Genomic DNA, 18895 nt, shown 5'->3' on the forward strand with positions numbered 1-18895 from the left:
AAAACTATTTTTATTGGAAACTAAATGATCGAAAATACAAAAATTTATGTCGCTGGACACCGAGGTATGATTGGTTCAGCCATTGTTCGAAAGCTTAAAAGTCTTGGATACAATAATATATTAACTCGTTCACATGACGAATTAGACCTAAAAAATCAGAGTCAAGTTCAAAAATTTTTTGAAGTTGAGAAGCCAGACCAGGTTTATTTATGCGCGGCAAAAGTTGGCGGCGTTCATGCAAACAATACTTTTCCTGCTGATTTTATATATGATAATTTAATGATAGAGTCCAATGTTATTCATAATGCTTGGAAGGTTGGAGTTAAAAAACTTATATTATTAGGTTCAAGCTGCATCTATCCAGTACTTCCCAATCAATTAATTAAAGAAAATGCAATGTTAAGTGGCCAAGTGGAAGCAACTAATGAGCCTTATGCGATTGCCAAGATTGCAGGCATCAAATTGTGCGAAAGTTATAATCGCCAATACAGAAAAAGTCATGGAACTGATTATCGCACTGTCATACCTGCAAGTCTTTATGGGCCTGGTGACAATTACCACTTGAAAAACAGTCATGTAATCCCAGCTTTAATTCGTAAAATTCATGATGCTAAGGCTAATCAAATTTCTGAAGTTGTAGTGTGGGGTTCTGGGCGGCCTAGAAGGGAGTTTGTATATATTGATGATATGTCAGAAGCCATTATTCATGTTATGAATCTAGATTTAGCTCAATACATTGAACATACAGAGGAAATGATGAGCCATATTAATATTGGATTTGGGAGTGATGTGACTATTAAAAAGCTTGCTAAACAACTGGTAAAAATAGTAGGGTATGAAGGTAAAATAATCTTTGATTTGAAAAAGCCTGATGGCGTGTCCCGTAAATTAATGGACAGCTCGCTCATTGAATCTCTTGGCTGGAGAGCAACTGTTAGCTTAGAAGATGGACTTACCCTTACTTATAATGATTATTTAAAAAATAAGAACATATTGAGATCAGATTAGTTTATAAAATTAGAGGTTATGAATAGTATAAAGAAAATTGCATTGATTACTGGAATTACTGGACAAGATGGATCTTATTTGGCAGAGCTACTCTTGGAGAAGGGGTATGAAGTGCATGGTATAAAACGCCGCTCAAGTTCATTCAATACTCAACGCCTCGATCACATTTATCAGGATCCACATGAAGATAATTTAAATTTAAATTTACATTATGGAGACCTAACAGATTCAAGTAATCTGATTCGTATTATTCAAGAAATAAAGCCTGATGAAATATATAATCTAGGTGCTCAGAGTCATGTTGCTGTTAGCTTTGATAGCCCAGAATATACAGCAGATGTAGATGCTTTGGGTGCGCTTAGAATTTTGGAGGCTATTAGAATCCTCGGTCTTGAAAAAAAGACAAGATATTATCAAGCTTCAACCTCTGAACTATATGGTAACGCTCAAGAATCTCCTCAAACAGAAAAAACACCTTTTAATCCTCAAAGTCCATATGCAGTTGCTAAACTCTACGCCTATTGGATTGTTGAAAACTATAGAAAGGCCTATGGAATCTTTGCATGTAATGGAATTCTTTTTAATCATGAAAGCCCTAGGCGAGGTGAAACTTTTGTTACAAGAAAGATAACTCGCGGGCTAACAAATATTGCAGTAGGGTTGGAAAAGTGCTTGTATATGGGTAACTTAGATGCACTTCGTGATTGGGGTCATGCGCGTGATTATGTTCGTATGCAATGGATGATGTTGCAACAGGATTATCCTGAAGATTTTGTAATTGCAACGGGCGTTCAATATAGTGTTCGTGACTTTATACTTTGGTCTGCAAAAGAATTAGGATTGATAATAGAGTTTGAAGGCCAAGGCTTAAATGAGTTAGGAGTTGTTAGAAAAATTCTAGGTGATAAATGTCCATCATTATCAGTCGGAGACGTAATTATAAAAATCGATGAGAGATATTTTAGGCCTCTTGAAGTTGAGACTTTGCTTGGGGACCCGACAAAGGCAGGAAAGGTTCTTGGGTGGAAACCGCAAGTTTCAGCCCAAGAGATGTGTTCTGAAATGGTGGCATCAGATCTACAGTTAGCTCAGAAGGCCTCGCTACTATTAGAAAATGGTTTTTCATCATAGGTTTCAAAAATATATTTTGCATGTAAAATAGTTTGAAATTCAAATCATTAAATATTAGCTTTCCATGATAGAACAATCATTAGGTCAAAACTACTCTCGAGTAGTAAATGTACTGATCTTTATTTTTCCAATCGTTATTAATTCATTGCAGGTTGTGGGCGATATAGTTTTATCTATCCTAGCAATGATTGGGATGTTTATTGCCTTTTCGCAAAAATTATCTCCATTTCGGATTAAAGAGACCAAAGTCTTGTCTTATATAACTATTGGATACTTCATAGCTATTTGTTTATCAGTAGTTTTTTCAGGATACCCATTAGAAATAGCTCATTATATTCCCAGAGATTTTTATTTTTTATGTGCCCCATTCATTGCGCTCACAATATACAAGGCAGATATAAATATTAATTATTTATTAATGGGCGTTAAAGTCTCATTATTGGTTTTAGGATTAATTGCATATGATCATTTATCATCTGGAGTTAACAGAGGACCTGGCAATATAGGTGTTATAAATGCTGGTGTATTTGGTAATCTTTCAGTATCCTTATTTTTTATTGTGCTTGCTTTTCTTTCAAATGAATCATTCAAGCATAAAGTATTCACCCTCTTAACATTATCATTTGGACTTTTAGCAATCATAGCTTCAGGTACTCGCGGTGCCTGGTTATCATTTTTAACATTATCAGGAGTGTATATTTATTTTTTTTATAAACAAACACCCAAATTAAGCATGAGGTCAAAAATTATTACAGTAATAATTATTTCTGTTGTAATTTCTTTAGTTAGTTCGAATCAAGGGGTTAAGGATAGAGCGAGTCTTGCATACACACAAACTTCAAATTGGATGTCTGGAGAGGAAGGCTCTTCTATAAATTCTGTTGGCCTAAGATTGGAAATGTACAAGAAAGCAATTAATAATATTGAAGACGTTCCTTTTTTTGGTTATGGACTTCGAACCTCAAATATTAATTTATTTAAAAATGATTCAACTATTAGTGGAAGAATTTCATCGAGATTTAACCATCTGCATAATATTTTTTTAACTACTTATTATAATGGTGGCCTAGTTTTACTAGGCGCACTTTTTGTAATACTATTTGTCCCACTTACTATATTCATAAAATCAAATCGCCAGGATCGTAAAAACCCTTTATTTACTGCGGGTTCTTTTCTAATTTTTGGTTATATAGCCCATGGTATGGTTAATATATTATTTGGCGACACTTACATGAATGGATTTTATATATTTTTCTTGATTATTTTTTTAATACAAACTAATAAAGTCTTAGCTTCACCATAAATGTAACAGACTATCTTTAATGTTGTTAAATGAATGAATTTTTTATTTACATAGAGTTTTGTTCAAAGTATTCGAGTATTTTCCTATCTCAAATCGAAAATACTAAAAAGTTTCCTTTTAGTTTATTTGGGTTTTTTTGCCATGTGCAATTAGAAATTCATCAGGCTGACTGAAAAATACATCTAGGTTTCCAACAATTACGACATATAATTCAAGAAAAAGTGTTGTGCCAGAATAGCCTAAGTGAGTTTCATCCGTTCATGCTCTTGAAATCCAGCTGTAATCTCAAGCTCTGGAAGACTTTGTATCTCAACTTCTGGTCTAAAAACACTACTATTTTCATTAAAGCATACAAATCTAAACATTTGTATTTCGAAATAACTTTGCAAATATACGCTTTACATATTCTGCTGAGAACTTTTTACCCATCTTATATAAATAACATTCATAGTACTCTTTTATTAAATAATTCCTTTTTTTCTAGCAAGGAAGTTAGTGGCTTCTACATATCCTTTTATGCTTCCACAGTCAAAGCGCTTTCCTTCGAATTTATACGCAATAACCTTGCCTTTTTTTGCTTGAATGTTAAGGGCATCAGTAATTTGTATTTCTCCATTTTTGCCTGGCTTGATATTTTTAAGAATATTAAAAATATCAGGAGTTAGAATGTAGCGGCCAATAATTGCCATATTGCTTGGAGCATTCTTTTCATCAGGTTTTTCAATCATTTTTGTAACTTTATATATGTTATTTGAATTATCGATTAGATTGCCAGTAATAATTCCATAATTGCTAGTTTGGTCCATTGGGACTTCTTCAATAGCCACAACTGAGCATTTATATCGGGCATATATTTCAAGTAATTGTGAAGTAACTCCATTTTTATTGCAATTACATAGGTCATCTGCCAGAATTACAGCAAAAGGCTCGTTTCCAATAAGCGGCTCACCTGCAAGGATGGCATGACCCAATCCAAGCATATATTTCTGGCGAACATAAGTAAAGGTAGACCCGTTAATTATTCCCTTTATTTTCTTTAGATAGTGATCTTTTGGAGTACCACTTAATTGAGCTTCAAGCTCAAATGAATTATCAAAGTGATCTTCAATTGCCCTTTTACCTCTGCCTGTAACTATTGCCATATTAGTTATGCCAGCAGATATTGCTTCTTCCACCCCATATTGCAATAAAGGCTTAGTAAGAATTGGAAGCATTTCTTTGGGCACTGCTTTGGTGGCAGGTAAAAAGCGAGTTCCGTAGCCAGCTGCTGGGAAAAGGCATTTTTTAATCATTTTTTTTCAATAGTACTTCTTCAACTTTTTTAACATCTTCAGGTATATCAACTGCCAAACTAGAACTTTTAGTCTCAACTACCCTTATTTTTGATCCAATATCTAAAAATCTAAGTATTTCAATATCTTCATAAAGCTCAATTGTTCCCTTTCTTCCAAAGTTTACAAAATCTGATAATTCATTCTTATTAAATGCATAAATACAGACTTGTTTAAAGTAGCTTGGAGGTTTAATTTTTTTCGATTTTGTTCCTGGTATCAAATGTCGAGACATATAAATCATTTGGTTTTTTTCATTAAAAACAACCTTAGGGATATTTAAACTTTCAAGATCTTCATTCTCAGCAATCTTGCAATAACCATTAATGATATCATTTGGATGCTTCTTTTTTGCATCAATAATTGACAAAATATCATTAGGATCAAGAAGGGGTTCGTCGCCTTGAACATTAATATATATATCTGCATCTATTTGAGTTGCTGCATCTGCAATACGATCTGTTCCAGTAAGAGCTTTATCACTAGTCATTACAACCTTAAAACCAGCCTCTTCTACTACCTTTTTAATTCTTAAGTCATCAGTTGCTATATATACAAATTCAATAGGTAAGGCTTGGGCACATATCTCAGCCACCCATAGTATCATAGGTTTACCTAATATTGAAGTTAGTGGCTTACCTGGGAAGCGAGAAGACTTATAACGCGCAGGAATAATTATAACAGTTTTCATTTAAAGAGCGTAAATAGACGTTGAATCAATATTATATAATGAAGGTGTAACTGCCAACAAACTTACTGCAAGATCGGTGATTTTATGGGCTTGAAAGATTTTATCATTTTCAATACGTCTTGGGTCATCGGCAGTGTACCCATCAAAACCTGCTAAGAGAATATTTTTAGCTTTACCACTACTTATTACTGCAAGAGCATAGCTTAGTACAAGTGGATTAGCTAAAATACAAAAGTTTTCACTATATATGTTTATATTTTTTTGAACTCCAAGTCCATAATCTAATATATTTAAAGTATTGTTAGGCTTTAAAAAATCATCTGGAAACGAAGATAAGGGTGCTATCAAAGGCTTAGATAAGTTTATTAGCTTTTCAAATTCTGTTAATAAACGTAAAGGGTGGCAAGCTATTCGCAAATCAATTAGATCATTAATAATTGGTGACTGAGAGTTAAGAGCAAGTACCAAAGGTTTTTTTTCTTTTATATATTTTTCAATTGCTCTCTTATGATTGGAGGCTTCGGGGCCTGAGCCTATTAACATAACCTCCCTATCATGAAATAATTTAACTGGAGACCAAGTTCCTTTAGGAGATTTAGAATAGTAATTACGAGATTCTCCTAAAATATTTTTTGAATATTTTTTTCCTCCTTTAGAACCCAAATGTTCTATGACAGAAATAATATCCTCTGCTTTGTATCTAGAATCTGACATCATTTCCTGAACATATGTAGGATGAACGCTATTTTTTCCTGAGAGATAATAAAATGGATTAGTTCCCCAGGAGTACTTATCTTTTAAGCGTTTAAATCTTTTATTAACAAGAGAAATAAGAGGTTTAATATTAAGTTTTTTATTGCGTAAATCAGAAATCTCAATTGCTAAAAGCTCAGTCTTGACATTGCCAGCGCCCCTTCCCATTCCTGTAACAGTCGAATCAACCCATGTAGCTCCTTGTGTTAAAGCAAATAAGCTGTTCGAGAGGCCCATTGCCATATTATCATGCGCATGAATGCCCAATTCGCCTTTCCAGTGTGTTCTCAATAAGTCAATTACACTCTTCACTTTATCAGAATTCATATTACCCAAACTATCTGCAAAATATAGGACATCAATTGGGTATTTAGATGCCTCCTTAGAGAGAGTGATTAGATCATTTGGCAAAGATTCACTTACTTGCATTAAATTAAAGCCAACTTTAAATCCTTTTTCACTTAAGAAGTTAACAGCAAGAAGGGCTTCGACAAACTCATAAGTATGGGAGGCTATGCGAACTATAGATATGTTAGATGAAACTGAATTATTGGGAAATAACTGCGCTAATTTTTGCTCATTATATTTTCCATCATGAATAATCTCAGACGCATTAATCATAACACATAGCGATAAATCTTTAGGAATCTCTAGTGACTCAATAAAGGAATCAGATGTATATGCACAAGCACCTTTAAATCCTTGCTTGTTTAAAGTTCTAAAGCCAAGCTCAACAATATCTACACCAGCATCATTAACTGCATAAATATATTCTTGTATAAGGTTATGATCAAAATTCCAAGCATTATAGTAGCCACCATCTCGCAAAGTGCAATCCAATAAAATTAGTTGATGCATGATATTTCTCCAATTTAAATTTTTTTAAGTATAAATCTTAATCTTAATTTTTGTTAAAAACTAATTACCTCTCATTCGTTGAATTTCTTGCTGATGTTGGCATATTCAAGGTCATCATTTACAATTATAAAGTCAGGCAGTAGATTATATATTGAATATTATTGGAATACTCCATGAGTTAGCTGAATTGAGGTTTTTTTCACAATTCAGGAAAATAGGGCTTAAGTAAATTTAATCTGTTAAAATCATTTTCATTATCAGAACTATATATGAAAAGTAGGCGTAAATCATGAATTTTTTTTTTGGTATAAAAAGCTTTAATGTAGACTCGAAATTAACTATTCCTCGTTTTCAAAATTTTCATCCTTCTAATAAAAAGTATAAGGTTTTCCAATTAAAGATTAGTAATCAAAAATGGGCCATAAATAAGTTGTCCGATATGGAGCTGTATAGAGATTATTACAAAATTGATAGCAATCTAATTGATAACGGAAGTATTTTTTGTTTAGCAACGCCAGAAGAAATTCTACAACTAAAAAATAATCATTATTCAAAATTAATCAATTTTAATAATTACACAGATACTAGTCCAGCTTATAGGGCAAACCTTCAAGTTTCTATTAAAGGTGGTGGGTTTTCATCATATCAATCAGAATACCCATTTTCTATGGTAACAAAAAAAGGTAGTATTTTAAGCCCTCTCAGTTCTTTGCTTAATAAAGAGGCTGATAAAAATATTCTTTTTTTAAAAAATGTTTATGAGTTACCTATCCAAGAAGAATTTGAGTTTTTTTTTGTGAATTTAAAAACAAAAAAAGTATTGAAAAGAGAAGTAGTACTAACTAACTTTCTTAATGAGATTATCGTGGAGCCAGAGTTTATTAAGCCTGAAGTTTTTCTATTTACAGATAAGTATATTGGTGTTCCAATTTTTTGCTCCTTACAAGGAAATTATGTTTCTTTAGAGCACACACACCCGCCTCATGAATACATTATGAGCGAAGACAAATTTCAATTGGTCTCTAAGATCAAGCAAGAATTTTATGAAATCATTAATTAAAACTATAGGGCGATCAGCTGCAGGTGTTAAATTAAGGAATTTTATTGGTTATCGTAAAGTTATTTTAGATAACAAATATAATGATGTTGGAGGCGTTTCAATTAGTGATGCTTTTCCATGGAGAACTGATAATGGATATAAAACGAAGTTTAATTATTCTGATATTTTAGGGCTTTTTTTTAAAATCGAAAGTTCTTTTGTTGAGTTAATTTTCTACTCTAATGAAAATGAATTAATAAAGAAAATAATATTTACTCAACTGAATTATTCTAATGAGTTATTAATAGATAAGGATTTTTTAAATGGAACGGAAGGATATGGCGTTTTTTATATATTTCATCGAAGTGACAATGATAATATCAAAGATATAGTTATATCGAATAGATGTTATGTAGGGTTTTCAATTAAAAATAGCTTAAGTTCATTTGTACATGGTAATAGCTTTGTTAAATATCAAAGTATAGATGGTAAGTTTAATGGCTCAGGTATGGTGTTAAGTTCTTTTTTTAAAAATCGATATAGAATACAAAATTCATTTTTAGAGTTCAAGAAAACTGAATTATTTTTTGTAAATCCCACGTCTAAAAAAGTTAATTTTTCAATAGATAAAAATCAGTATAGTTTGGAGCAAGGGTGTTCAATTATAATTAATATTAGTAATATAGAGGATATTTCGATTCTATCTAGATGTGTTTTTATAAGGCCAATTGTATTTAATTATAAAGATGATTTTTTAGATGTTCATCACTCATGAAATTAAGTAAGATTGAATTTTTCAAAATAAAAAAAAGCTATGATAATAAGCATCATTAAATTTTGTGTTTTACTTCCTATCTATATTTTTAATTATTGGATAAAAATACTATCTTTATTAAGTAGTCGTATTAGAGGCCTTAGTAATGATTTTCAACTAGCTCATTTAGATGGGTTAATTGAAGTTGTGAAGCACACTGCAAATAATGGAAAAGATATAAAAATGAGTTTTTATACTCCCAATTCTTTGTGTTTATTTCGTGCAAAAACTTTTTCAATTAAAGAGCCAGAAACGTTATTATGGATTGAAGAGTTTGGACAAGACGAGGCTGTACTTTTTGATATTGGTTCAAATATAGGCTTATATTCTATTTATCATAATAAATTAAACAATGGCAGATGTGTGGCTTTTGAGCCTTCTTTCTTAAATTTAAAGCTCCTACTAAAGAATGTAAATATTAATAAGTGTCAAGGCTTAACTAGCGTCGTTACTAACCCACTGTCAAATATCACTGGTTTGAGTAATTTTAAATATGGGAGTGGTGATGAGGGGGGTTCAATGTCATCATTTGGAGTTGAATTTGGTTTTGATGGTAAGAAAATTGATAATAATATAGATATAGATGTTGTCGGATTTTCTTTAGACCGATTGCTAAGTGATAAGCTTATCACTTCGGTTCCTAATCTAGTTAAGTTGGATGTAGATGGTATTGAGCACTTAATAATAGAGGGAGGACAAAAGACATTAACACACCCGGCGTGTAAGAGCATATTAGTAGAAGTTAATGATAATTTTGATGAGCAAGCAAATAAAGTAGAATATTTATTAACCAGTTATGGATTCACTTTGAGAGATAAGCTTCATGGAGACATGTTTAATAATTTTGAGCCTCATGGAAGTACTTATAATCAAATATGGGTAAAAATTTGAATTATTTTTGTGTATTGAAACAATTAATAATCATTCTGTGGAAGATTAATTTTTTGGATTAAATATTCATCAATAAGATCCTATAACGTTCTTAAAGGCTTCCTAAGATTAAAATTATAATAAGATTTAGGGTAGGTGAATTTTGAGACTAATTATTTAGGAGTTCAATGCTTCTAATAAATTCGACCATTAATTTATAATACCAACTATTAATTGAAGGCTGTTAAACTTTAATAAAAAAAATGGATAGTTTTGAAAATTAAATGAGAATTTTGTGCAAATTGTAATTCCAATGTCTGGTTATGGAGAAAGGTTTCGAAGGGCGGGGTTTGAAGTTCCTAAGCCACTAATTGAAATTGATCAAAAGCCTATCATTGCTCATATAATAGATATGTTTCCTGGTGAGCAAGAATTTATTTTTATATGCAATGAAGATCATCTTGCAAACCCTGATTGGCATATGGAGTCAATTCTTCAAAAATACTGTCCTTCAGGGCAAGTCTTTGGTATTCCTCCGCATAAACTTGGTCCAATTCACGCAGTAAGGCAAGTTGAGCATTTAATTGATCTTGAGCGGCCAGTTGTTGTCAATTATTGCGATTTTACCTGCTATTGGGACTGGCTTCATTTTAAGAATTTTGTGTCGAAAACAGGTTGTAAAGGTGCTATTCCTGCATATAAAGGTTTTCATCCTCATACGCTTGGTAATACTAATTATGCATATATGCGTGAAAACAATGGTTTGCTTTTAGATATCCAGGAAAAGCAACCATTTACAGATAATCGCATGGAAGAGTTTGCCTCAAGTGGAACCTACTATTTTGCTTCAGGAGCGATTATGAGTGATTCTTTCAGTCGAACTATGGAGCAGGATTTGAATATTGCTGGGGAGTACTATGTAAGCCTTGCTTTCAAGACCCTGATTTCAGATAAGTATCCAGTTGCAGTTTATCCACTTCAACATTTTATGCAGTGGGGGACCCCTGATGATGTTGCTGAATATAATGAATGGTCTTCAGCATTTAAGTGCTTGGTAAATAAAGAAATTGAATTTACTTCTCCAAAAGGGTCATTAATAATCCCAATGGCAGGATTAGGGCAACGCTTTAAGAATGAAGGATATTCTGCAACTAAGCCACTGATTTCTATTTCTGGGAAACCTATGGTTGCTCAAGCCACTCATGATTTACCTTCAGCAAGTCATCATGTTTTCGTATTGAGGAGTGATATGCCTGGATATCAAGAAATCTCTGACGAACTAAAATTTATTTACCCAGAAGCAGTAATTGAAAATGTATCGTCTATAACAGAAGGCCAGGCTTGTTCAGCTGCAATTGGACTTAAAGCCCTTGAGGGGGTCATTGGAAATATACCTGGGCCAATTACATTTGGTGCATGTGATAATGGTGTGTTATATGACTCTGAGGCTTTTCAACTCTTTACTGATAATCCTAATGTAGATGTTATTGTCTGGGGCTATCGTGGCCATGCTAATGCTGTTCGAAGTCCTAAAATGTTTGGCTGGATCAATTCTGATAATGATAGTATTAGTGAAATATCAGTTAAAAAACCACTTAAATCTCCAGCAACTGACCCGATAGTTATTGGTACTTTTACATTCCGAAGAGCTGAAGATTTTCATATGGTTGTCGAAAATTTAATTTCTCGAGATGGTCGAATTAATGGAGAATTTTATATAGATTCATGTATCAATGATGCTATTAAGCTTGGTTTAAACTGTCATTTGTTTGAGGTAGATCATTTCCTTTCATGGGGAACTCCAAATGACTTACGCACTTTTGAATATTGGCAGAGTTGTTTTCATAAATGGACTAATCATCCCTATCGTTTGGAGCTAGACTCTAGAGTTTCGAATGATGCTCTTCATGATTTGAAAGAGAGATACAAAGTTTCTTTGGATGAGTTACCAGGTGACTATATATGATAAGACGAGAGGTAGCCATATTTGTTGTTGTAGGCTCATTGACCGTAATGATTGATTTTCTGGCATATCGTAGCTTAGTTTGGATGGATATAGTTGGTATTGATATTTCAAAAGCAATAGGTTTTCTAACTGGCTCGGTATTTGCCTACTTTACTAACCGTTTTTGGACTTTTGGACACAAAGCTCATTTATCAGGAAGTGCTTGGCGATTTGTTATTTTATACGCAGCAACCTTGAGTGCCAATGTGTTCATCAATTCACTTGTTTTGGATCTATTTATTGATTCATTGTTGGTTATTGAAATTGCTTTCATAATAGCTACTGCGATTTCAGCTATTTTGAACTTTATGGGTATGAAGCTTTTTGTATTCGAGTCCAGATCTGTTAAGGAAGTTTTATGAAATTTTCTCTTGTCATTCCTTGTTTCAATGAAGCAGCAAATCTGCCTTTGTTATTAGATCGTTGTAAGGAGCTGACTAGTGTTTCTAATATTGAAGTTATTTTAGTTGATAATGGATCAACAGATAATAGTTCTGAAGTTCTTAAAAAACTTCTTCCTCACTATCCAGGATGTCGAAGTGTTCACGTTAAAAAAAATCAGGGTTATGGTTTGGGTATTCTTACTGGACTTAAGGCGGCAAAAGGGAGCGTTCTGGGCTGGACTCACGCTGATATGCAAACAGATCCTAAGGATGCACTCAGAGGTTTTGAACTATTTAATAAGTATGGATCTGGAGTATTTGTTAAAGGCCGACGTTTTGGACGCCCATTAACAGATGTAGTATTTACGTTAGGTATGAGTTTTTTTGAAACAATATTTCTAAGAAAGCCAATGTGGGATATAAATGCTCAGCCAACTATTTTTTCACTTGATTTTTTTGAAACTTGGATTGAACCACCCTCAGACTTCTCACTTGATCTTTATGTTTATTACCATGCTAGATGCAAAAATATGAAGATATATCGCTTTCCAGTTAAGTTTGATAGGCGTGTACATGGAGTTTCGAACTGGAATGTCAACTGGTCTAGTAAAATAAAATTCATTAAACGCACCATTGATTTTAGTTTTAAACTAAGTAAAAATTTAAAACAATGAAACTAATTTCACATCGATGTAATACTATAGAAAGTCTTAAGGCTACGCCAATAAAATATGGTGTAGAGGTTGATATTCGAAGCCTTGGTGAGCAGTTAATTATTCATCATGAGCCTTTTTTATCTGGAGAACTCTTTGAAGAGTGGATATCAAACTATCAACATGGGATGCTGATATTAAATGTTAAAGAGGAGGGGCTTGAGGAAAGATTAATTTCTATGATGAAAAAATATGGAATTGAAAACTATTTTTTTCTAGATCAATCATTCCCTTTTCTAATTAAATGGGCAAATCAAGACGAGCATAGGTGTGCTGTTAGAGTTTCAGAATTTGAGTTTATTGAAACTGCATTATCTTTAGCAGGTAAAGTTGATTGGGTATGGGTAGATTGTTTTACACACTTTCCATTGAGTCGAAGGGAAAGCTATCGTTTAAAAAAAAGTGGATTTAATCTATGCTTGGTTTCTCCTGAGCTTCAGGGCAAAGATGCTGAGATAGCAATACCTCTTTTAGCTAAAGCTCTAAATGAGAAAGGCATACTTGCAGATGCTATTTGTACGAAGCGGCCTGATATATGGGAAAAAATGGGTTTTTGTACATGAAAATAATACTCAAAGACCCTCTTTTCTTGCTTGGATTAATTGTTCGATTATTACTAGTATTTATTGCATTACCATTACCTGTTATTGAATGGTACATCCCATTTTTGGATTTAAGTATTATGAATTTTAATCTTGATCCCTGGAAAGTCTGGATAGAACAAGGAGGTCAGCCTGAAGCATTTCCATATGGCTACGTAATTTGGTTGGTTTTTGTTCCACTTATATCATTTTGTAAGCTAGTAGGAATGCCACTAATTTATGGTTATGGCGCTACTTTGATTGCAGCTGATTTTTCACTTTTACTTTTACTCCGAAAAATGCATTCTGGCCATGACCGGCTTCTATTGGCAACATACTGGCTTTCACCAATCGTTATTGTTGCAAGCTATCTTCTTGGATATAACGATATTATTCCAATTCTTTTTTTAGTTATGTCGCTCTATTTTATTAAGCATAATCAATTAGTCTATTCTGGATTTGCTTGTATTTTAGCGATTTCAGCTAAATTTAGTATGGTGTTAGTATTGCCTTTCTTCATAATTTATCTTTTACATAATCGTTCACTACGGCAATTTTTATTACAATTTCTTAAAGGTCTAATTATTGGTGCGACTGCCACAATACTTCCATTCCTTTTTTCGAGTTCAGGTATGAGTATGCTTTTTAACAATCCAGAGATGGGAAAGATATATCGACTAGCTATTAACCTCGATGCTAATACTCTAATTTATTTTGTTCCATTAGTTTATCTTCTAATGCTTTATGCAGCATGGCGAGTAAGACGACTTAATTTTCAACTCTTCTATGCCATGCTGGGAATGGCGTTCCTCTTAGTTGTTCTTCTAACACCATCTTCACCAGGTTGGTTTATTTGGACTATTCCATTGCTCGTATCCTATCAGGCTTCAAGTGACAGAGTTGCTATTTTTCTGACAGCAATATTTTCAGTTCTATATGCTGTGAGTAGTATTTTAAATAATAATTTAGATATTGGAGCCATGTTGCAGTTAGCTAATATTGGTTTTTTCAATACTATGGAGCAACTTGGTAGTAATGTAATATCTTTAGTGTATACAGCTATGGTCTCTATAGGGATTGTACTAGGGATACGCATATGGTATGAAACAGTTAGTCGTAATGACTATTTTCGTCTAAGTCGAAAGCCTTTTATAATTGGTATTGCTGGTGATTCAGGCTCAGGTAAAGATACCTTTTCTGATGCTATTAAAGGGTTATTTGGTAATCATTCAGTCGCAACGTTATCTGGAGATGATTATCACTTATGGGACAGGGAAAAGCCGATGTGGCAGGTCATGACCCATTTAAATCCTATTGCAAACGATCTTGAAGGATTTGCTAATGATTTAGTTGCTTTAACAGATGGAAAAAGCGTCCAATCTAAACACTATAATCACAAAACTGGACGCATGAGTCGCCCGTCTATTATTAAGAGTAATGATTTTATTTTTGCAAGTGGACTGCACGCATTATTCTTGCCAATTCTTCGTGAGTGTTTCAATCTTAGTGTTTACTTAGATATTGATGAAGATCTTCGTCGATACTTTAAAATTCAAAGAGATGTTAATAAGCGTGGTTATTCAGTTGAACAAGTTCTCAATGAATTCAAAAAAAGAGAGCATGATTCTAAGCGCTTTATTAGGCCGCAAGCTTCTCATGCAGATCTAGTGTTATCACTTCAGCCAATTCATCCACGTATTCTTGAAGATCTAACTAGTATCCAGCAGTTGCGATATAAACTAACTGTTCGTTCTTGCCATGGACTTAATGAGCTCTCTTTAACAAGAGTACTCATTGGTGTATGTGGGTTGCACGTAGATATGGTAACAAGCAGTGATGGCTCAGAAGTTGAACTTAAGATCGAAGGAGAAACTGGTGCAGAAGATATTGCGTTGGCAGCACAAATGATCTGCCCACGTATTTTCGATTTTCTGGACATTCATCCAAAATGGCAAGATGGTGTTATTGGATTAATGCAGTTAATAACTTTATCTCATATAAACCAGGCTCTTATTAAACGATTCATATGATTAAATTTTATTCTAAAAAGCAGTTCACCCAACTTCCAGATGCTATTCTTTTTGATACTGATAATACATTGTATCCCTATGATCCAGCTCATTTTAAAGCAATGCAAGCAGTAAGAGAAAAAGTAGTTAATAATTTTTCAATCAAGCCAGAGGAGTTTGATAAGTCCTTTAAAGAAGCCAGAATTCAGGTTAAATCTCGACTCAAACAAACAGCGTCATCGCATAGCCGACTTTTGTATTTGCAGCGAATGCTCGAAATCATGGGCCTTGGTTCACAGGTTCTGCTTGCTCTAGATTTAGAGCAAACTTATTGGCGAACATTTTTAAGTAATGCCATATTATTTGAAGATGTCAAAGAACTGTTAGATGATTTACGATTATATGGAATACCAACTGCTATCGTTACAGATATGACAGCCCAGCTTCAATTTCGTAAAATAGTGTATTTTGGCCTCGACCACTATTTTGATTATATTGTGACAAGTGAAGAGGCTGGATTTGATAAGCCTCATAAAGCCCCATTTAAAATTGCACTACAAAAAATGTCTCCAAAAGGCAAATGTATTTGGATGATTGGAGATAATCCAGTTAATGATATTAGAGGCGCTCGTGAACAAATTAATGCTATAACGTTACAAAAAATTCACAAGGGAGTCGACCTTGGTATTCGAGAAAATGCACCGGATGCTGCATTTAGTGAGTATTCTGAAGTAAGGAGTTTGATAAGTAAATTAAAGGGAGGTGAGAGTTGATTTCAGATTCAGATGCCATCAGAAATGAAGTTATTAAATTTTGTTCTATTATTGGCGCTGATCCAATGCTTGTTCAAGGAGCTGGAGGAAATATTTCATGGAAAGATGATAATACGCTGTGGGTAAAAGCATCTGGAACATGGCTTTCGGACTCTAAAGCAGATAATATCTTTGTACCTGTTGAATTGAATGATCTTAAAGCTGCAATAAAAGAAGGAAACTTCAACATTATTCCGAAAGTTATAGGGGAGACTTTATTACGACCATCAATTGAAACATTATTACATGCTCTTCTAGATTTTCGAGTTGTAGTCCATGTTCATGCAATTGAGGCCCTCACTTTACTAGTTAGAAATGATCCAATCGAAGAAATTAGTAAAAAACTAAAAAATAATATTCCTTGGGTTCTTGTTGACTATAAAAAACCTGGATTTGATTTAGCAAGGGCAATTTCAAATAAAATTAATGATAATTTAGGGGTGCAAATTATTTTTCTTCAAAATCATGGAATTGTAATTGGAGGTTCTAACGTTAGTGAAGTAAACAATATTTTATTTAATTTAGTTTCAGAGCTAAGTATTGAGCCAACATTTAATAAAACTTTAATTAAGATCCCTAATCCAATTTCACTGAAATACATCCCCGTTGATAATCTTGAGACTCATAATTTAGCATTAATTCCTGAGCTTTTTAATCGACTTAATGCAGATTGGGCTTTATACCCTGACCATGTTGTTTTTCTGGGTCCAAAACCAAATTGTTATGATACGGTTGAAACATTCTTAGAGCATTTAGAAAAGGGTGCGTCTCCTGAGTTGGTCTTTTTAAAAGACCTGGGGGTTTTTTCTTTACCTGGCTTCAGTAAGGCTAAACAGTTGCAGTTAAAGTGCTACCATGATGTTTTAGTTCGCCAAAAATATGATATCCGTCTTAAGGTGCTTAATGAACAAGAAATTTCAGAGTTGTTAAATTGGGAAGCTGAAAAATATAGAAAATCAATAGAAAAGTAAAGTATGGAAAATCATTCAAATAAAAAAAATAACGCACAAACTTTAATTCTATTATTAGTTTTAGCGTTGATTTTAACTACTATATCCTTTGGACAGATTGCTAGATGGGAGCTTCTTCAGCAAATTGCTATGTCTGATAGATACAGTTTGTTAGGTAGTCTTTACCCTGATACAAATCTTGCAATACCAACGGACTATAGTCCATATTTCCCTGGAGTAGCTTTTCTTGCCTTAATGGTTAAAAATATCGTTCCTAATAATTTGCTTATTTATTCTATGCATATAATTACAGTTGTAGTTGTTATGTCTTTTTTTATGGTGCAAAAAAGAATTACTTCTAGTGTCTATAAAGATATAAATATTAACAACTTTTATATTGGAATAATGATTTTTTCCTTAGTATTATGTAAGCATTATCTGTTTTATGCTCTCGCATTTAAACCAGATACAATTGCATTTTTACTAGGTTCTTTGGGGATTATTATTGCTAGAGCTGACGATAATACTAGGATTAAATACTTGCCCTATGTTTTTGGGGCTATCATTACAGGCTGTGCTTTAATTTTTAAACAACAGTATATTATTTTTCCTATTGGAATGATATTTTATTCTCTAATTAGTAGAAATTCTAAGTTTCAAAAATTTACAGCACTCTCTCTATGCTTCTCATTACTAGTATTATTTCTTTTTTATCAACAAGAATTTTTATTTTTTTGGAATTTAACAAATTTATCAGATGATGGTTTTATTCCAATAACTCAATGGGCATTAGTACATGCTCAGTTTGTAATATCTATTGTTCAATTAATTATTATATTGTACGCATTACAAATATATGGATATGTCAATATAGACTCCATTACTAATTTTATCTCTCTCAAAAATCTACTTAAGACGCCCTGGCCAACTCTTGTTGTTTTATCGGCAATGGCTGCATTCGCCAGCTCTTGGAAAACTGGTGGAAATCAAGGCAATTCTGAGTTAGGATTAATACTACTGTTCCCACTATTTTATTTCCTAATACAGAAGTTTGACAAAATGCTTTTGATTATTATTTCCTGGGTAGTTTTTTTAGGAATGGCTCCCGATCTCTACAAGAGTGCTATAAAAATCAATAACTCAACACAGTTAAATAAAGCTGCTACGTCACTTATCTTAGATAGTAACTCTTTAGTTTTATCTGGCTCAGGAGTTTATGGCGCAGCGCGAAAATTAAATACACTTAATCCTATTCATAGTCTATGGACTTATTGGGAGATAACTAAAGATGATAATATTCTATCTAGTTTGTTAGAAAAAAAAACCTTTGATGTTATTGTTCTTTCAAATAACTCCCAAAATAGGCAGCCTTTAACTACTTCAAGTTTGTATGCTATATATTTTGAAAATGACCTTGGAATAATTGCTATTAAGAATTAGATAATGAACTAACCTCATAAGTGAAATTAAAAACTACTCTGCCAAAGTGGAATGGTTTTTTGATAGTGGATTTATTGATTTTTTTACCACATAGGGTAAATATCATCATCCTGATTTTTTTCATCCTTTTTACTAATAATCTTAAAAGCAATATAAATGCATAGTATTAAAAATATAAATTAAAGTATCCAAAATAAGATTTTC

At 33.0% G+C, this 18895-nt stretch carries 18 protein-coding genes; 14 read left to right on the plus strand and 4 right to left on the minus strand.

Features of this window, described 5'->3' with window-relative positions; all coding sequences use genetic code 11:
• The first annotated feature begins 24 nt into the window (after positions 1–24).
• The 3 genes from AC5YGD_RS01820 (at position 25) to AC5YGD_RS01830 (ending at position 3442) form a co-directional block, all read left to right on the plus strand.
• Positions 25–1008 carry an NAD-dependent epimerase/dehydratase family protein gene (locus tag AC5YGD_RS01820; protein WP_496141836.1) on the plus strand — a complete coding sequence of 328 codons (984 nt, stop codon included), beginning with the start codon at positions 25–27 and terminating at the stop codon, positions 1006–1008.
• 27 nt (positions 1009–1035) lie between these two features.
• Positions 1036–2139, plus strand: a complete 1104-nt coding sequence (gene gmd / locus AC5YGD_RS01825; protein ID WP_496142336.1) for a GDP-mannose 4,6-dehydratase — start codon at positions 1036–1038, stop codon at positions 2137–2139.
• Between the two features lie 64 nt (positions 2140–2203).
• Complete coding sequence (locus AC5YGD_RS01830; RefSeq protein ID WP_496141837.1) at positions 2204–3442, plus strand: O-antigen ligase family protein; 1239 nt, start codon at positions 2204–2206, stop codon at positions 3440–3442.
• A 239-nt stretch (positions 3443–3681) separates the two neighbouring features.
• Here AC5YGD_RS01830 and AC5YGD_RS01835 read toward each other — a convergent pair whose 3' ends face one another.
• From AC5YGD_RS01835 to AC5YGD_RS01850, 4 genes are all read right to left on the minus strand, one after another.
• Entirely contained in the window at positions 3682–3807 is a 126-nt protein-coding gene (locus AC5YGD_RS01835) for a hypothetical protein (RefSeq protein ID WP_496141838.1), read from the minus strand.
• Between the two features lie 96 nt (positions 3808–3903).
• On the minus strand, positions 3904–4734 hold the full coding sequence (gene galU / locus AC5YGD_RS01840; protein WP_496141839.1) for a UTP--glucose-1-phosphate uridylyltransferase GalU: 831 nt from the start codon (positions 4732–4734) through the stop codon (positions 3904–3906).
• Positions 4727–5464, minus strand: a complete 738-nt coding sequence (kdsB, locus tag AC5YGD_RS01845; protein WP_496141840.1) for a 3-deoxy-manno-octulosonate cytidylyltransferase — start codon at positions 5462–5464, stop codon at positions 4727–4729. Before kdsB ends, galU begins: the two co-directional genes overlap by 8 nt.
• Positions 5465–7075 (minus strand): hydroxymethylglutaryl-CoA lyase-like TIM-barrel protein, encoded by a 1611-nt coding sequence (locus AC5YGD_RS01850; protein WP_496141841.1) that lies wholly within the window; start codon positions 7073–7075, stop codon positions 5465–5467. It lies immediately after the preceding gene.
• 289 nt (positions 7076–7364) lie between these two features.
• Here AC5YGD_RS01850 and AC5YGD_RS01855 point away from each other — a divergent pair, with 289 nt between their 5' ends.
• The 11 genes from AC5YGD_RS01855 to AC5YGD_RS01905 all read left to right on the plus strand — a co-directional run bounded on the left by AC5YGD_RS01855 (position 7365) and on the right by AC5YGD_RS01905 (position 18691).
• Positions 7365–8135, plus strand: coding sequence for a hypothetical protein (locus AC5YGD_RS01855; RefSeq protein WP_496141842.1), 771 nt, complete (start codon positions 7365–7367; stop codon positions 8133–8135).
• Positions 8119–8889, plus strand: a complete 771-nt coding sequence (locus AC5YGD_RS01860; RefSeq protein ID WP_496141844.1) for a hypothetical protein — start codon at positions 8119–8121, stop codon at positions 8887–8889. Before AC5YGD_RS01855 ends, AC5YGD_RS01860 begins: the two co-directional genes overlap by 17 nt.
• Positions 8890–8928: 39 nt before the next feature.
• Positions 8929–9819, plus strand: coding sequence for an FkbM family methyltransferase (locus AC5YGD_RS01865; RefSeq protein WP_496141845.1), 891 nt, complete (start codon positions 8929–8931; stop codon positions 9817–9819).
• A 274-nt stretch (positions 9820–10093) separates the two neighbouring features.
• Complete coding sequence (locus AC5YGD_RS01870; RefSeq protein WP_496141847.1) at positions 10094–11764, plus strand: sugar phosphate nucleotidyltransferase; 1671 nt, start codon at positions 10094–10096, stop codon at positions 11762–11764.
• On the plus strand, positions 11761–12165 hold the full coding sequence (locus tag AC5YGD_RS01875) for a GtrA family protein (RefSeq protein WP_496141848.1): 405 nt from the start codon (positions 11761–11763) through the stop codon (positions 12163–12165). The genes AC5YGD_RS01870 and AC5YGD_RS01875 overlap by 4 nt, the downstream gene beginning before the upstream one ends.
• Entirely contained in the window at positions 12162–12860 is a 699-nt protein-coding gene (locus AC5YGD_RS01880) for a glycosyltransferase (protein WP_496141850.1), read from the plus strand. Before AC5YGD_RS01875 ends, AC5YGD_RS01880 begins: the two co-directional genes overlap by 4 nt.
• Positions 12857–13462 (plus strand): phosphatidylinositol-specific phospholipase C/glycerophosphodiester phosphodiesterase family protein, encoded by a 606-nt coding sequence (locus AC5YGD_RS01885; protein ID WP_496141851.1) that lies wholly within the window; start codon positions 12857–12859, stop codon positions 13460–13462. Before AC5YGD_RS01880 ends, AC5YGD_RS01885 begins: the two co-directional genes overlap by 4 nt.
• Positions 13459–15510 carry a uridine kinase gene (locus AC5YGD_RS01890; RefSeq protein WP_496141852.1) on the plus strand — a complete coding sequence of 684 codons (2052 nt, stop codon included), beginning with the start codon at positions 13459–13461 and terminating at the stop codon, positions 15508–15510. Before AC5YGD_RS01885 ends, AC5YGD_RS01890 begins: the two co-directional genes overlap by 4 nt.
• Positions 15507–16262 carry an HAD-IA family hydrolase gene (locus AC5YGD_RS01895; protein WP_496141854.1) on the plus strand — a complete coding sequence of 252 codons (756 nt, stop codon included), beginning with the start codon at positions 15507–15509 and terminating at the stop codon, positions 16260–16262. The genes AC5YGD_RS01890 and AC5YGD_RS01895 overlap by 4 nt, the downstream gene beginning before the upstream one ends.
• Positions 16259–17272, plus strand: a complete 1014-nt coding sequence (locus tag AC5YGD_RS01900; protein ID WP_496141856.1) for a class II aldolase/adducin family protein — start codon at positions 16259–16261, stop codon at positions 17270–17272. The genes AC5YGD_RS01895 and AC5YGD_RS01900 overlap by 4 nt, the downstream gene beginning before the upstream one ends.
• A 3-nt stretch (positions 17273–17275) precedes the next feature.
• Positions 17276–18691 (plus strand): hypothetical protein, encoded by a 1416-nt coding sequence (locus tag AC5YGD_RS01905; RefSeq protein WP_496141857.1) that lies wholly within the window; start codon positions 17276–17278, stop codon positions 18689–18691.
• Positions 18692–18895 lie beyond the last annotated feature (204 nt).

The sequence above is a fragment of the Candidatus Pseudothioglobus sp. uisw_070 genome (genome assembly GCF_059512545.2).

Coding starts and splice junctions, on each gene's coding strand:
- AC5YGD_RS01860 (WP_496141844.1), top strand. CDS start 8,119: ATGAAATCATTAATTAAAACTATAGGGCGATCAGCTGCAGGTGTTAAA.
- AC5YGD_RS01855 (WP_496141842.1), top strand. CDS start 7,365: ATGAATTTTTTTTTTGGTATAAAAAGCTTTAATGTAGACTCGAAATTA.
- AC5YGD_RS01885 (WP_496141851.1), top strand. CDS start 12,857: ATGAAACTAATTTCACATCGATGTAATACTATAGAAAGTCTTAAGGCT.
- kdsB (WP_496141840.1), bottom strand. CDS start 5,464: ATGAAAACTGTTATAATTATTCCTGCGCGTTATAAGTCTTCTCGCTTC.
- AC5YGD_RS01880 (WP_496141850.1), top strand. CDS start 12,162: ATGAAATTTTCTCTTGTCATTCCTTGTTTCAATGAAGCAGCAAATCTG.
- AC5YGD_RS01895 (WP_496141854.1), top strand. CDS start 15,507: ATGATTAAATTTTATTCTAAAAAGCAGTTCACCCAACTTCCAGATGCT.
- AC5YGD_RS01820 (WP_496141836.1), top strand. CDS start 25: ATGATCGAAAATACAAAAATTTATGTCGCTGGACACCGAGGTATGATT.
- AC5YGD_RS01890 (WP_496141852.1), top strand. CDS start 13,459: ATGAAAATAATACTCAAAGACCCTCTTTTCTTGCTTGGATTAATTGTT.
- AC5YGD_RS01830 (WP_496141837.1), top strand. CDS start 2,204: ATGATAGAACAATCATTAGGTCAAAACTACTCTCGAGTAGTAAATGTA.
- AC5YGD_RS01905 (WP_496141857.1), top strand. CDS start 17,276: ATGGAAAATCATTCAAATAAAAAAAATAACGCACAAACTTTAATTCTA.
- AC5YGD_RS01875 (WP_496141848.1), top strand. CDS start 11,761: ATGATAAGACGAGAGGTAGCCATATTTGTTGTTGTAGGCTCATTGACC.
- AC5YGD_RS01850 (WP_496141841.1), bottom strand. CDS start 7,075: ATGCATCAACTAATTTTATTGGATTGCACTTTGCGAGATGGTGGCTAC.
- galU (WP_496141839.1), bottom strand. CDS start 4,734: ATGATTAAAAAATGCCTTTTCCCAGCAGCTGGCTACGGAACTCGCTTT.
- AC5YGD_RS01835 (WP_496141838.1), bottom strand. CDS start 3,807: ATGTTTAGATTTGTATGCTTTAATGAAAATAGTAGTGTTTTTAGACCA.
- AC5YGD_RS01865 (WP_496141845.1), top strand. CDS start 8,929: ATGATAATAAGCATCATTAAATTTTGTGTTTTACTTCCTATCTATATT.